Annotated in this window: 13 protein-coding genes and 1 tRNA gene; 10 read left to right on the top strand and 4 right to left on the bottom strand. The window is 61.1% G+C overall.

Annotated features, from left to right (window positions below):
- Window positions 1–55 precede the first annotated feature (55 nt).
- The 6 genes from F1542_RS11265 (at window position 56) to F1542_RS11240 (ending at window position 6477) form a co-directional block, all read left to right on the top strand.
- On the top strand, window positions 56–859 hold the full coding sequence (locus tag F1542_RS11265) for an OmpW family protein (protein ID WP_193733114.1): 804 nt from the start codon (window positions 56–58) through the stop codon (window positions 857–859).
- Between the two features lie 4 nt (window positions 860–863).
- A complete protein-coding gene (gene hemN / locus F1542_RS11260; RefSeq protein WP_193733113.1) occupies window positions 864–2231 on the top strand; it encodes an oxygen-independent coproporphyrinogen III oxidase in 1368 nt (455 codons plus the stop codon).
- Window positions 2232–2285: 54 nt separating this feature from the next.
- Window positions 2286–2927 carry a 2OG-Fe(II) oxygenase gene (locus tag F1542_RS11255; protein WP_193733112.1) on the top strand — a complete coding sequence of 214 codons (642 nt, stop codon included), beginning with the start codon at window positions 2286–2288 and terminating at the stop codon, window positions 2925–2927.
- Window positions 2928–3073: 146 nt separating this feature from the next.
- Window positions 3074–4714 (top strand): electron transfer flavoprotein-ubiquinone oxidoreductase, encoded by a 1641-nt coding sequence (locus F1542_RS11250; protein ID WP_193733111.1) that lies wholly within the window; start codon window positions 3074–3076, stop codon window positions 4712–4714.
- 72 nt (window positions 4715–4786) lie between these two features.
- Window positions 4787–5536 carry an electron transfer flavoprotein subunit beta/FixA family protein gene (locus F1542_RS11245; RefSeq protein WP_193733110.1) on the top strand — a complete coding sequence of 250 codons (750 nt, stop codon included), beginning with the start codon at window positions 4787–4789 and terminating at the stop codon, window positions 5534–5536.
- 2 nt (window positions 5537–5538) lie between these two features.
- A complete protein-coding gene (locus tag F1542_RS11240) occupies window positions 5539–6477 on the top strand; it encodes an FAD-binding protein (RefSeq protein WP_193733109.1) in 939 nt (312 codons plus the stop codon).
- Window positions 6478–6548: 71 nt separating this feature from the next.
- Here F1542_RS11240 and F1542_RS11235 read toward each other — a convergent pair whose 3' ends face one another.
- Window positions 6549–6752, bottom strand: a complete 204-nt coding sequence (locus F1542_RS11235) for a hypothetical protein (protein WP_193733108.1) — start codon at window positions 6750–6752, stop codon at window positions 6549–6551.
- 523 nt (window positions 6753–7275) lie between these two features.
- Here F1542_RS11235 and F1542_RS11230 point away from each other — a divergent pair.
- Window positions 7276–8709, top strand: coding sequence for an MATE family efflux transporter (locus F1542_RS11230; RefSeq protein WP_193733107.1), 1434 nt, complete (start codon window positions 7276–7278; stop codon window positions 8707–8709).
- Window positions 8710–8829: 120 nt separating this feature from the next.
- Here the strand turns inward: F1542_RS11230 and F1542_RS11225 are convergent, their stop codons facing one another.
- From F1542_RS11225 to F1542_RS11215, 3 genes are all read right to left on the bottom strand, one after another.
- Entirely contained in the window at window positions 8830–9447 is a 618-nt protein-coding gene (locus F1542_RS11225) for a dTDP-4-dehydrorhamnose 3,5-epimerase family protein (RefSeq protein ID WP_227672679.1), read from the bottom strand.
- 344 nt (window positions 9448–9791) lie between these two features.
- A tRNA-Ala gene (locus F1542_RS11220) sits at window positions 9792–9867 on the bottom strand.
- Between the two features lie 98 nt (window positions 9868–9965).
- The gene (locus F1542_RS11215) at window positions 9966–10610 is read right to left on the bottom strand and encodes a nucleoside triphosphate pyrophosphatase (protein ID WP_193733106.1); all 645 of its coding nucleotides are present in this window, start codon (window positions 10608–10610) and stop codon (window positions 9966–9968) included.
- Window positions 10611–11016: 406 nt separating this feature from the next.
- Here F1542_RS11215 and hemE point away from each other — a divergent pair, with 406 nt between their 5' ends.
- Genes hemE through hemJ form a run of 3 tightly spaced genes read left to right on the top strand, consistent with a single transcriptional unit; the run spans window position 11017 to window position 13237 of the window.
- Window positions 11017–12078: a uroporphyrinogen decarboxylase gene (gene hemE, locus F1542_RS11210; RefSeq protein WP_193733105.1), complete on the top strand. Its 1062-nt coding sequence runs from the start codon at window positions 11017–11019 to the stop codon at window positions 12076–12078.
- Window positions 12079–12081: 3 nt separating this feature from the next.
- Window positions 12082–12795 (top strand): HAD family phosphatase, encoded by a 714-nt coding sequence (locus F1542_RS11205; RefSeq protein WP_193733160.1) that lies wholly within the window; start codon window positions 12082–12084, stop codon window positions 12793–12795.
- Window positions 12788–13237: a protoporphyrinogen oxidase HemJ gene (gene hemJ, locus F1542_RS11200; RefSeq protein WP_193733104.1), complete on the top strand. Its 450-nt coding sequence runs from the start codon at window positions 12788–12790 to the stop codon at window positions 13235–13237. Before F1542_RS11205 ends, hemJ begins: the two co-directional genes overlap by 8 nt.
- The last annotated feature ends 16 nt before the right edge of the window (window positions 13238–13253 follow it).

Here is a 13253-nt window from a genome sequence, read left to right as displayed (position 1 = left end):
CATTCTTAACGATCCCGCCTGCATGCCAGCCGGAATAAACTAGGGTCCGCTCACGATGAAGAACATCCGTAAACTCGCCATGTCGGCTGCACTGGGCGCCACGGCACTGGCCCCCGTCGCGGTCCATGCGCAGACGACAGCGCCCTCCACCTACGTCAACGCACCGCTGGCGCAGCCCGTACCGGTGGCGCAGCCCAAGGGTCACTGCGGTATCTTCCAGACCTGCTCCACCACCAAGATCGGCCTGGGCAAGGGTGACTTCATGATCCGTCTGTCCGCCGTTGGCGTCCTGCCGGAAGATCGTGACAGCCGTGCATGGCTGAACACCGGCAGCGGCTATACCCCGCTGAACGGCACCCGCATCAAGACCACCAACCAGGTCATGCCGGAACTGACGTTCGAATACTTCCTGACCGACAACATCTCGCTGGACCTGATCGCGACCAGCACCCGTCATGAAGTGGCGGCCGAAGGTGGCCGGGTGGGTGGCAAGCTTGACGTGGGCAGCGCCTGGGTGCTGCCGCCGACGGTGACCGTCGCGTGGCATTTCCGTCCGCACAAGCGCCTGAACCCGTATGTGGGTGTTGGCGGCACGTTCATGTGGTTCCATAACATGAGCGCTGCGAACAACGGCATTACCGGCAAGCTGAACGCAGGCTTCACCGGTGGCCCGTCCATCAATGCCGGTGTGGATTACCAGCTGGTTGGCAACTGGTTCTTCAACTTCGACGTGAAGCAGATGTTCGTGCGCATGCACGCATGGGCCGAAGGCAACAATGCACAGGAAATGCCCCGCGTCACGGCCCACGACTCGCTGGACCCGACCGTCGTTTCCGCCGGTATCGCCTACCGGTTCTAATGGCATGAATGCGGCGGACAGTTCCCTGCTTTCCCGCTATGGGGGCAACCTGCCGCGTTACACCAGCTACCCCACCGCAGCGCAGTTCAGTGATGCGGTGGGACCGCAGGACAGCCGCACATGGCTGTCCTCCCTCCCGGCGGACCAGCCGGTCTCCCTTTACCTGCATGTTCCCTTCTGTGACACGCTGTGCCGGTTCTGCGGGTGCAATACCGCCGTGCTGCGCAATGCGGATGCCCGGGCCGCTTATGCCGCCCTGCTGCATGAGGAACTGCGCCGCATCATCGCCCTGATCGGCCCCGGTCGCCGCGTCACTCACCTGCAATGGGGTGGCGGCACGCCCACGACCCTGCCGGGCAGCGCCATGCGCCGCGTGATGCAGGCCATCCGCCGGGATTTCGACATTGCCCCGGATGCTGAAATCAGCATCGAGGTCGATCCCCGCCACCTTCCGCCCGACTACCCGGCCCTGCTGCATGAACTCGGGTTCAATCGCGCAAGCATGGGCGTGCAGGATCTTGATGCGGACGTGCAGGATGCCTGTGGCCGGATCCAGAGCTGGGAACAGACCAGCGACTGCCTGAACGCCCTGCGGGCGGCGGGGGTCGACTCCATCAACATCGACCTGATCTATGGCCTGCCACGGCAGGATACGGCAGGCGTGGCGCGGACGGCGCGCGCGGTGGCCAGCCTGCGCCCGGACCGGCTGGCGGTCTTCGGTTACGCGCATGTGCCCTGGAAGCAGAAGCGCCAGACCCTGATGCCGGTGGGCGACCTGCCCGGCCCGCAGGCACGCATCGACCAGCGCGCGGCGATTGACGCGGTCCTGCGTGACGAAGGGTTCCTGCCTGTCGGACTGGATCATTACGTCAGCCCGCGTGACAGCATGGCCCGCGCCCTGGCCACGGGCACACTGCACCGCAATTTCCAGGGCTATACCACCGACAGCGCGCCGAACCTGATCGGGATCGGGGCATCGGCCATTTCCTCGCTGCCCGGCGGCATGACACAGAATGCGGCGTCATCCGCCGCCTATGCCCGGCTTATGGCCGCAAATGCGGATACGCTGCCCATCGTGCGTGGGGTGCGCCTGGGACCGGACGATCATGTCCGCGCTGCGATCATAGAACAGGTGATGTGCGACATGCAGGTCAATCTGGGACAGGTCTGTGCGCAGCACCACCTGCCTGACAGCCATTTTGCCCCCGAACTGTCCCGTCTTGCCCCCATGGTGGCGGACGGACTGGTCCACATTGCGGGCCAGCAGGTGCAGGTCACGGAGAAGGGGCGTAGTTTCGTACGCCACGTCGCGGCTGTCTTTGACCGTTACCTGACGGCCGACAGCGCCACCCGCCACGCCAGCGCCCTGTAACCTCAGGCCGCAATCCCCCGTGGCAAAATAGCCCAAGCAGCAGAATCCCCGTTCATGGAAACGAATTGCGTCATCGCGGCCCTTGCCACCACACCGGTCACGCCACGGCCCTTTCCGCACTGGCAACTGTATGATGTGCTGCCGGCCCCGGTGGCTGCCGCACTGATGGCATGGGTCCCGGATCCCCATTTCATGGGGGGTGACAGTGGTGGACAGCGGGCGGGACGCAACGGACACCGGCTGTTCATCACCCCGGCCCAGCAGGCGGCCAACACAGCGCTGGCGCAACTGGCAGCCCTGTTTGACAATACCCAGACCCGTGCCGCCTTTACCGACATATGCGGCGCACACCTTGAAAACGCGGCCCTGCGGCTTGAACTATGCCTTGATACGGATGGGTTCTGGCTGGAACCCCATACCGATATCGGGGCCAAGCGGCTGACGCTGCTGGTCCCGCTGTCCATGGGGGCGCAGGCGGCACAATGGGGAACGGACCTCATGACACCGCAGGGCGATCCGGTTGCGCGGGCTTCGGGCCTGTTCAATTCGGGGCTGCTGTTCATTCCGTCCGCGCATTCATGGCACGGCTTCGTCCCCCGCCCGCTGGCAGCCACCCGCAGGACACTGATCGTCAATTACGTTGGCCCCGAATGGCGGGCGAGCGAAGAACTGGCCCGCAGGATACAGGCGGTGTAAACGCACCTCGATTGCACGCCCGTAGGGCACGGAATGCGCAACAAGCCTTTATTCGTGCCCCAAACGGTTCTAGGAAGCACAGTTATAAAATGTAATCCCATTCATCCCATGTCATCCCGGTCATGACGCAAGAGGACAACAGAGGTATGAGCGAGACCCCGCGCGAGACTATGGAATTTGATGTCGTTATTGTCGGCGGCGGCCCATCGGGCTTGGCTGCGGCAATCCGGCTGCGACAGGTCGCACCCGATGCCAGCGTCTGCCTGATTGAAAAAGGCAGCGAGATTGGCGCCCATATCCTGTCCGGCGCCGTGATCGAACCGCGCGCGCTGGAGGAACTCCTGCCACACTGGCGCGAGGAAGGGGCCCCGCTGAACACCCCCGTGACAGAGGAGCAGATGCTCTACCTGACACAGAAGGGCAGCCTTGAAATCCCGTTCCTTGACCGCGTGATGCCGCATATGAGCAACCACGGCAACCATATCGTAAGCCTGGGCGATTTCTGCCGCTGGCTTGCGGGCCGGGCCGAGGAACTGGGGGTCGAAATCTATCCCGGTTTTGCCGGTGCGGAAGTGCTGGTGGATGACAGCGGCCGGGTGACCGGTGTCGCCACGGGTGACATGGGGATCGGTCGCGATGGCCAGCCGAGCGACAATTACGCGCCGGGCATGGAACTGCGCGCGAAATACACCCTGTTTGCCGAAGGCTGCCGTGGATCGCTGACCAAGCAGGTCACGGCGATGTATAACCTGCGCAAGGGCGTGGACCCGCAGACCTACGGGCTGGGGATCAAGGAACTGTGGGAAATCCCCAAGGAAATGCATCGTCCCGGCCTGGTGCAGCACAGCTTTGGCTGGCCGCTGGATGACCGGACCTATGGCGGCGCATGGATGTACCATTTCGGGGACAACCTGGTGTCCTACGGCTTTGTCACGGGGCTGGATTATCCCAACACCTGGCTGTCGCCATTCGATGAAATGCAGCGCGTGAAGCTGCATCCGGCCTTCCGCCCGTATTTCGAGGGCGGGCGTCGCATCGCCTATGGCGCGCGTGCGCTGTCCGAGGGGGGGATCCAGTCGATCCCACGCCTGACCTTTCCCGGCGGGGCGCTGATTGGCGATACGGCGGGCTTCCTGAACGTGCCCAAGATCAAGGGCACCCACACAGCCATGAAGTCGGGCATGCTGGCGGCGGAAGCCGTGGCGGAAGCGCTGGCGACAGACCGGGTGGAACCGGGATCCTATACCCGCCGCATCCGGGATTCCTGGCTGTGGACGGAACTGCGTTCGGTGCGCAACATCCGCCCCGCCTTCGCCAAATTCGGCATGAAGGGCGGCGCGCTGTATTCCGGTATCGACGCCATGCTGCTGCGCGGGCGCGCGCCATGGACGCTGCATACGCGCCACAGCGACAACGAAGTGCTGGAACCGGCCTCGATTTCGGAAAAGATCACTTACCCCAAGCCCGATGGCAAGATCACGTTCGATCGCCTGTCATCGGTATTCCTGTCCAACACCAACCATGAAGAAGACCAGCCGGTCCACCTGAAGGTCCGCAACATGTCGCTGTGGAAGACGGTGAACTGGGATGTCTTCCGCGCGCCCGAAAGCCGGTACTGCCCGGCAGCCGTGTATGAAGTGGCGGATGAGGCCACGGACCCGCATCTGCAGATCAATTCGCAGAACTGCGTCCACTGCAAGACATGCGACATCAAGGACCCCGCCCAGAACATCGACTGGGTCACGCCGGAGGGGGCAGGCGGTCCGAACTATCCCGGCGGGATGTAATCATGCGGCGGGTACGGTATGTAGTCCGCCACACCGATTGCCCTTATCCGAAGACAGACAGGCAAATATGCAATGAAGGTTCTTGTACCCGTTAAGCGCGTGATTGATTACAACATCAAGCCGCGAGTGAAAGCCGATGGTTCCGGTGTTGAAACCGCCGGCGTCAAGATGTCCATGAATCCGTTTGATGAAATCGCGGTCGAGGAAGCCGTACGCCTGAAGGAAAAAGGCGTGGTGAGCGAAATCATCGCGGTTTCGATTGGTGAGCCCAAGGCGCAGGACACGCTGCGCACGGCCATGGCCATGGGCGCCGACCGTTCCATCCTGGTGGAAACCGATGTGGTGACCGAGCCGCTATCGGTGGCCAAGGTGCTCAAGGCACTGGTGGAAAAGGAAAAGTCCGACCTGGTCATTCTTGGCAAGCAGGCCATTGATGATGACATGAACGCCACCGGGCAGATGCTGGCCGGGCTGCTGGGCCGCCCGCAGGCCACCTTTGCATCCAAGGTGGACGTGGCTGACGGCGCTGTCACGGTCACGCGCGAGATTGATGGCGGATCCCAGACCGTAAAGCTGGCGCTGCCGGCCATCATCACCGCCGACCTGCGTCTGAATGAACCGCGCTATGCCTCGCTGCCCAACATCATGAAGGCGCGCAAGAAGCCGATGGAAAAAATCACGCCTGCCGACCTGGGCGTGGACATGACGCCGCGGCTGAGCGTGGTCTCGGTTGCCGAGCCGCCCGAACGCAAGGCGGGGATCAAGCTCGACTCGGCAGCGGAACTGGTGTCGCGTCTGCGTAACGAAGCAAAGGTGATCTGATCATGACCGTACTCGTTTATCTGGATCATGAAGGCGGGGCGATCCGCCAGGCATCGCGTTCCGCCATTGCCGCAGCCAGCAGGCTGGGTGATGTCGATGTGCTGGTCACCGGGCCGGACGCGGCTGCCGCTGCAAAATCCGCTGCCGCCATTCCGGGCGTGAAGAAGGTGCTGCAGGTGACCGACACCACCGGCAACAGCGAACTGGCGGAACCGGTAGCAGCCCTGCTGGCGGAACTGGCGGCGGGTTACACGCATATCCTGGCGGCGTCTTCCGCCACGGCGAAGAACGTCCTGCCGCGCGCGGCCGCCCTGCTGGATGTGCAGCCGATCCCCGATATCGTCGCCATCAACGACGCTGACACCTTTGTCCGTCCCATTTATGCCGGCAGCGCGCTGGCGACGGTCAAATCGGCGGATGCGAAGAAAATCATCACGGTCCGTGCGTCCTCCTTCGACCCGGTTGCAAGCGAAGGCGGCACTGCAACGATCGAGGAAGTAGCCCTGCCCGCGGGGCCGGGTGGATCGACCTTCATCGCCACTGAACTGTCGAAATCCGAACGGCCCGAACTGGAATCCGCCCGCGTGGTCGTATCGGGTGGCAACGGCATGCTGAACGGTGAAAACTTCAAGCTGCTGGAACCGCTAGCCGACCGTCTGGGTGCCGCCATTGGCGCATCGCGCGCGGCCGTGGACAAGGGCTTCGTTTCAAACGAATACCAGGTGGGCCAGACCGGCAAGATCGTGGCGCCGGAACTGTATATCGCCATGGGGATTTCGGGCCAGATCCAGCATCTGGCCGGGATGAAGGACAGCAAGGTCATCGTTGCGGTCAACAAGGACCCCGAAGCGCCAATTTTCCAGGTGGCGGATTACGGGATCGTGGGCGACCTGTTCACCATCCTGCCGCAGCTTGAAGCGGAACTGGACAAGGCGGGCTGAAGCCAGAACGCTTCATAAAGCACGCCGAAGGGGCGCGGAGGGAAACTTCCGCGCCCCTTTTTCATGCGAAGCTATTCGTCTTCCAGCACGGCATGGGCACGGGCGACCACGGTATCGTATTCCTGCTGTGTCAGGTCACCGCGATGCAGCATTTCACTGGCACGGGCCAGCGCGTCACGCGCGTGGGTTGCATCCGGTATCGGATAACGCCGCCCCGGCAGGGCAAAGGCTGAATCCGGCAAGGCGTTGCGTTCGGCCGCAGTCAGTCTGGACATTGGTATTCCTCCCTAAACGGAATGGCTTCCACAGGCGTGGAAACCAGCGACAGGGTAGAGAAAGCCAATGGCGACAAGATACGTAAAAGACGGATGGCACCCCATTATTTTATGCCATACGCAAAAAAACAGGGTTCCCCCGTTATAAGGGGAACCCTGTCAGTGGAATGCTGACACTGGGGGTGTTGCATCCATTTCGGTATTTTTACCGAGTGTTCTTTGTATTTATGGAAGCCTGATCGCTTCGTGTGATTCTGTATGCCATGCTTATTTTAACTGGTCAACATAAATATAAATAAAAATGAAATTTTACTTTTTTTTGCACTGCACAATCACTCTGTTTATTTTGCACCGCACAATGCGCTGACAATATAGACACGACATCACAAGATTTTTTCAGGCTACATGGAAAAGGCAGGCATGACATGGCTCTTGTGCCAGATTTCATTGGCCCGCATCATGCACCCAGAGATCGCGGCAGCTCTGGCCTGACCGTATGAACGCCAGCAGACAGGACACCCGAATGGGGGGACATACCGCAACCCGACCAAAAGCCGCCTTCTGCACGGGGCACATTGTCCGCCACGTCGTTGTCATGGCGGGGACCGGGGCCATCGGGCTCATGGCTGTCTTCATTGTTGACCTGCTGAACCTTTTCTACATCTCCTGGCTGGGGGATCCCGCACTGACCGCGGCCATCGGGTTTTCGGGCGTAATCAGCTATGTGCAGATTGCCGTGTCCATTGGCCTGTCCATCGGCATCGGGGCCATTACCGGGCGGCTGATCGGCGCGGGCAGGATGGAGCAGGCGCAGCGGGTCGCGTCCTCCTTCGGGATTTTCATGATCGGCGTGTGTCTGGTGATCGGTATGTTCACTGCATGGCTGGCGGCACCGCTGCTTGCGCTGCTGGGGGCAAAGGGGGAAGCAGCCCGTCAGGCCACCCTTTTCCTTGAAATCATCTCACCCGGCCTGCCGCTGATCGCGGCAGGCATGGGGTGTTCGGGCCTGCTGCGCGCCATCGGGGCGGCACGCATTTCCATGAACGTGACCCTGATGGGGGCCATGATCTCGGCCATTACCGATCCGCTGCTGATCGTGGTGATGGGGCTTGGACTGAAGGGGGCGGCGATCAGCACCATCCTGTCGCGCCTGGCTGTAGCGGTTGCGGGTTTCCTGTGCGCGCGCCGTCACGGATTGCTGGCGCTGCCGGTGCGCACCCATGTCATCACGGACACCCGGCTGGTGGCGCAGGTGGCCATGCCCGCCATCCTGACCAATCTGGCAACCCCCGTCGGCGGTGTGTTCGTCACCCATGCCATGGCCAGCTTTGGCCTGGCCGCCGTGGCGGGACAGGCGACGATTGACCGGATCGTGCCGGTGGCGTTCGCCTTCGTCTTTGCCCTGACGGGATCGGTGGGACCGATCATGTCGCAGAACCTGGGGGCCGGAAAGCTGGACCGGGTGCGCGCCACGCTGGTGGCGTCCCTGTGGCTGGTGGCGTTATGCGTGGCGATTACATGGATTGTCCTGTTCCTGACCCAGAACATGGTTGTGCGGGTCTTTTCGGCGCAGGGTACGGCAGCGATGCTGATCCACCTGTTCTGTAACTGGACCATTGCCGGTTATGTCTTTATCGGCATGCTGTTTGTCGCCAATTCCGCGTTCAACAATCTGGGCTTCCCACTTTATTCCACCCTGTTCAACTGGGGTCGGGCGACACTGGGCACCATTCCGTTTGTCTGGTTCGGAATGAAATTCGGTCCCGCGGGGGTGCAGGTGGGACAGGTGCTGGGGTGTGTCCTGTTCGGATCCTGCGCGGTCATGACCGCCTTTGGCGTGGTCCGTAGGCTGCATCCGGGTGACAGGGCAACGGAACAGGCCATGCCGGTTATCCCGCCCGCCCAGACGGGGGAAGCTGGCATGATCGAACTCGACGAACTTGATCATTCCACCTGACAAGCCGACATCCCCGGAACGATAAAGAAAAGAAGTTCTGGTGGAACTTTGTTCAAAAAGCTTCAGGGAACGCCGCCTTCCTGAAAAAAGGCGGTGCCCAAAAACTTTCATTTTTTATAATCAGGCATACTCAAACCAGTTGATCACACTGAAAAAAGGCGCTGCCAACAGGTCCCGCTGGGACAGGACAGCCTGCATGTCCGCCACGGGCCACCCGATCCCCAGTGCTTCATCATTCCAGCGCACGGTCCGTTCATACTGCCGTTGTGGAGGAATGGTGCAGTGGTAACGGATCGCCGTCCGGTCATCCAGCGTGCATGACCCGTGCAGGAATCCCGGCGGAATCCATAACTGTCGGCCATCTCCGGCACTCAGGGTTTCCGCGACCCATTGCCCGAAGGTAGGGGAGCCAGTGCGCACATCCACCACCACGCTCCACACCGCGCCACGTTCACACTGCAGGAGTCTGCCCTGCGGGGCGGGTTCTATCTGACAGGACAGACCCCTGACGTGATTCCTGTGATGCGACAGGAGGCAGGTCTTGTATGAGAAATCCCCTTCCATACCGATCCGGTGCAAAAGGGCGGCATCCGGATCGGCATGGTGACCTGATCGGGATGTCAGTACATACACTCCGCTAAGCGACAGTGCCGCCAGTTCAGCGTCCTGCCCCCCATACCCGGCGGACGCGACAGGCAGGACGGGATTCCTGTCCATCATCCACGGCGTGCCCGACATATGGACAGGCGGTCATGCCCCGATGCGGGCATGGATGGGTCATCATTTAAAATCTGCATCCGGATCTGCTTTTCATTCGGTCGGACGCATGCCGGACCGGTCACGCGTTTCATTCGTATGAAATGCAGTTTTAACGCAGCACGTGTTACGAACCGATTAAGGCAGATCGGAAACAGATTTTATGCATTGGTGCAAAAGCCGTTGATAAAAAAGTAATAAAATTTTTTGCGTGCCGCTTTTTTGAAAAAAGCTTCTTCAGGACATTTCAGTTCATAGACCTTTTATCAGCCTACTAGGTGACCTGTCGGATTTTATATTCAAGGGGGGTTACCAGATAAGGAATCTGGTGGAGCCAAGGGGAGTCGAACCCCTGACCTCCTGAATGCCATTCAGGCGCTCTCCCAACTGAGCTATGGCCCCACTGTCCTGACTGACCGGCCATTTTTCATGGCCCGCCGTGGTCTGGTTCGCGGGGTATAACCGTAAGATCCTGGCAATGCAACCCCCCGCAAACCAATTTATTGCATGATGATACGCTGTGCCCGCAACGCCTGCAGCAACGCCAGCAGGGGCAATCCCATGATGGCGGAATGTTCGCCTTTTATATGGGAAAACAGGTGAATGCCCATACCTTCCAGCCGGTAACACCCGACACAGGACAGAATCGCATTGCCCTCCATCGCCAGGTAACGCTCCAGAAAGGAATCGCTGAAGGCACGCATGTGCAGCACGGGGCAGGCAACGTGCCGCCAGACCTCGGCCCCGTCACGCAGCATCACCACCGCCGTATGCAGCATATGGGGCCTGCCGCGCAGCGTGCGTAACTGCTGTCGGGCGGCGTCCATGCTTTCCGGCTTGTCAAACCATGCCCCATCGCATGACAGCATCTGGTCCGCGCCAATCACGGCCGCGCCATTGTCCACGCTGATGGCGCGCGCCTTGGCCCGGGCCAGTTCGAGGGCTGTCTGGCCTGCTTCCATCCCGCAGGCGCGGGCACGGTCGCGAATGACATGTTCGTCCACATCCGCCGCACGGTAATCCGCCCGAATCCCCGCTGATTCCAGCAGACTCCGCCGCGCGGCAGAGCGGCTGGCCAGTACTATCGGCGGCGACTCCGCCTGTAATGGCGGCGGCTTTAGTACTAAATTCGAGTCGTCTGGCATCACCCTCTCCGTACTGTCGAAGTGAAACACGAAATTCGGTGCGTTCGAGTACTGGGGTACATGGGGACAGTACTCCAAACAATTCTGCGCCGTACCGAGTACCGTGGACAACGGGTACACCTCCGTTCGCGGTGGGTTGTACACAGGCCCATGTCGGTACAATCTGGATAACTCCCCACGGCCACGGGAATCCTTGGAGTCGGAAACTGTACACTCTGTGGGAAAAGTGGGGTACATTTTCGGAAACGTGGGTACCCCGTCATCCACAGCACTTAAAGCACATCAAAAAATTTCTTTCTCTTTTCTTTTATTGTTTTGAAAGAGGCGCGCGCGTCTCACCTGCCCGCTATCCGTCACGACGAAAGTACGAGATAGTCCGGCCACAACGAAACAGAACGACGGATCGATGACTGAAACACGCAAACCCCTGCTCGCCACCCTGTTGGGAGAGGCGACATGGCCACCTCCGGTATGGCTGATGCGGCAGGCGGGCCGGTTCCTGCCAGAATTCCGGGCACTGCGTGAAAAGGCGGATTTCATAACCCGTTGCATGACACCGGACATGGCGGTGGATATCACGCTGCAGCCCATCCGCCGTTTTGGCATGGATGGCGCGATCCTGTTTTCCGATATCCTCATCCTGCCATGGGCAATGGGGCAATCACTGGAATTCGTGCCGGGTCGTGGCCCCGTCCTCGGGGCGGTCCGTTCGATGGCCGACCTGGAGCGTCTGGACCCCACGCGGGTGAAAGAGGCAACGCAGCCGGTCATGGAAACGCTGTCCCGGCTGCGCAAAGCTGTTGACGGGCCGGAGGCGATCGGCCCCGCAAAACCGGGACAGGTCACGCTGATCGGCTTTGCCGGCGCCCCGTTCACGGTGGCGTGCTACATGGTGGAAGGCCATGGCTCGCGTGAGTTCGAGGAAACGCGCAGGCTGGCCTATACCGACCCGGCATTCTTTGACCGGCTGATCGACCTGCTGACCACATCCACGGCGGACATGCTGTGCGACCAGATCACGGCCGGGGCGGAAGCGGTCATGCTGTTCGACAGCTGGTCGGGGCTTCTGCCGCCGTCGCAGTTCCGCAAGCATGTCATCGAACCCGCGCGCCGGATTACCGAAATCATCAATGCACGCCACCCCGATGTGCCGGTAATCGGCTTTCCGCGCCTGGCCGGGCTTATGGCGATTGAATACGGCCACGTGACGGGCGTGAACGCGATGGCGCTCGATACCGGGGCCGACATGAAGGCCGTGGCGGAAAAGGTGCCGGATACGCTGGTGCTGCAGGGCAACCTGGACCCGATCCGCGTGCTGGCCGGGGGGGAAGGCATGCGCACCGAAGCCCGCGCCATCCGTGATGCGATGAAGGGACGCCCCCACGTGTTCAACCTTGGCCACGGGGTCATTCCGACAACACCCCCCGAACATGTGGGCGATCTGATCAAGACCATACGGGATGTATGAATGATGCTGCCTGCCGCCCTGCGTCCTGATGGCGCGCTCAAGCTGGTCATTTTTGACTGTGATGGTGTCCTGATCGACAGCGAAGGGCCGTCATGCCGCATGATTGCCCGCAACCTGCGCGAATATGGCCTTGCCATAAGCGATGAGGACGCGGTCCACCGTTTTGCGGGCCATGCCCTGACGGCGCTGAAGCATGAAATCGAGCAGGCGGAGGGCATTGCCCTACCCGATGACTGGCCTGCGCAGATGCAGCGCAATCTTGTCATTCTCATGCGGAGTGAGGCGGAAACCATAGACGGTGCTCCCGCCATGCTGCGTGGCGTGGCGGGCCTTGGGCTACCCTACCGTATCGGTTCCAATTCCTCGGTCATGGAAATGGAAGCGAAATTCGGCCGTACCGGTCTGGATGCCCTGATCGCGCCCGCGCATATCCATTCCGCGCGCGACATGGGCCAGCCCAAGCCGGACCCGGCAGTCTATCTGGCGGCGGCGAAGGCGCAGGGTGTTTCGCCTGAAAACTGCATCGTGCTGGAAGATACCGATACCGGTGCGCGCGCGGCGCAGGCGGCGGGCATGGGATGTGTGCTGCTGCGGCCGGCCGAACTGCCCGCGCCATCATGGCCGGGACTGCTGCGGATCACGCATCTGAATGAATTCGTGCCGCTGCTGCGGCGTATACTGGATAGCCAGAAACAGCAGGGTGTCGCGCATGATTGACGCGCTGGCTTCCATCATGCTGTGGCTGAAGGCATTCCACATCATGTCGTTCATCGCATGGATGGCGGGGCTGTTCTATCTGCCGCGGCTGTTTGTCTACCACTGCCAGGTGGCGGCGGGCACGGCTGAATCCGAACGCTTCAAGGTGATGGAATACAAGCTGCTGCGTTTCATCATGATGCCGGCCATGATCAGCACATTCCTGTTCGGGGGCCTGCTGTCGGCCATTCCCGGGCTGATCGACTGGCATTCGGGCTGGTGGATCACCAAGCTTGCCTGTGTGCTGGCAATGGCGGGATTTAACGGCGCATGCGGGCGCTGGCGGCGGGATTTTGCCAATGACCGCAATACGCGGCCCGAACGGTTCTATCGCATGGCGAATGAAGTGCCGACCGTTCTCATGATGATCATCGTGATCATGGTGGTTGTCCGCCCGTTCTGAACCGGGCGGACATCCG

The sequence above is a fragment of the Komagataeibacter sp. FXV3 genome, from assembly GCF_015155755.1.
Lineage (GTDB): Bacteria > Pseudomonadota > Alphaproteobacteria > Acetobacterales > Acetobacteraceae > Komagataeibacter.
Note: the sequence above shows the minus strand (reverse complement) of the source record. Positions and strands in the feature narration are given on the sequence as shown.

Coding starts and splice junctions, on each gene's coding strand:
- F1542_RS11265 (WP_193733114.1), top strand. CDS start 56: ATGAAGAACATCCGTAAACTCGCCATGTCGGCTGCACTGGGCGCCACG.
- hemN (WP_193733113.1), top strand. CDS start 864: ATGAATGCGGCGGACAGTTCCCTGCTTTCCCGCTATGGGGGCAACCTG.
- F1542_RS11255 (WP_193733112.1), top strand. CDS start 2,286: ATGGAAACGAATTGCGTCATCGCGGCCCTTGCCACCACACCGGTCACG.
- F1542_RS11250 (WP_193733111.1), top strand. CDS start 3,074: ATGAGCGAGACCCCGCGCGAGACTATGGAATTTGATGTCGTTATTGTC.
- F1542_RS11245 (WP_193733110.1), top strand. CDS start 4,787: ATGAAGGTTCTTGTACCCGTTAAGCGCGTGATTGATTACAACATCAAG.
- F1542_RS11240 (WP_193733109.1), top strand. CDS start 5,539: ATGACCGTACTCGTTTATCTGGATCATGAAGGCGGGGCGATCCGCCAG.
- F1542_RS11235 (WP_193733108.1), bottom strand. CDS start 6,752: ATGTCCAGACTGACTGCGGCCGAACGCAACGCCTTGCCGGATTCAGCC.
- F1542_RS11230 (WP_193733107.1), top strand. CDS start 7,276: ATGGGGGGACATACCGCAACCCGACCAAAAGCCGCCTTCTGCACGGGG.
- F1542_RS11225 (WP_227672679.1), bottom strand. CDS start 9,447: ATGTCGGGCACGCCGTGGATGATGGACAGGAATCCCGTCCTGCCTGTC.
- F1542_RS11215 (WP_193733106.1), bottom strand. CDS start 10,610: ATGCCAGACGACTCGAATTTAGTACTAAAGCCGCCGCCATTACAGGCG.
- hemE (WP_193733105.1), top strand. CDS start 11,017: ATGACTGAAACACGCAAACCCCTGCTCGCCACCCTGTTGGGAGAGGCG.
- F1542_RS11205 (WP_193733160.1), top strand. CDS start 12,082: ATGCTGCCTGCCGCCCTGCGTCCTGATGGCGCGCTCAAGCTGGTCATT.
- hemJ (WP_193733104.1), top strand. CDS start 12,788: ATGATTGACGCGCTGGCTTCCATCATGCTGTGGCTGAAGGCATTCCAC.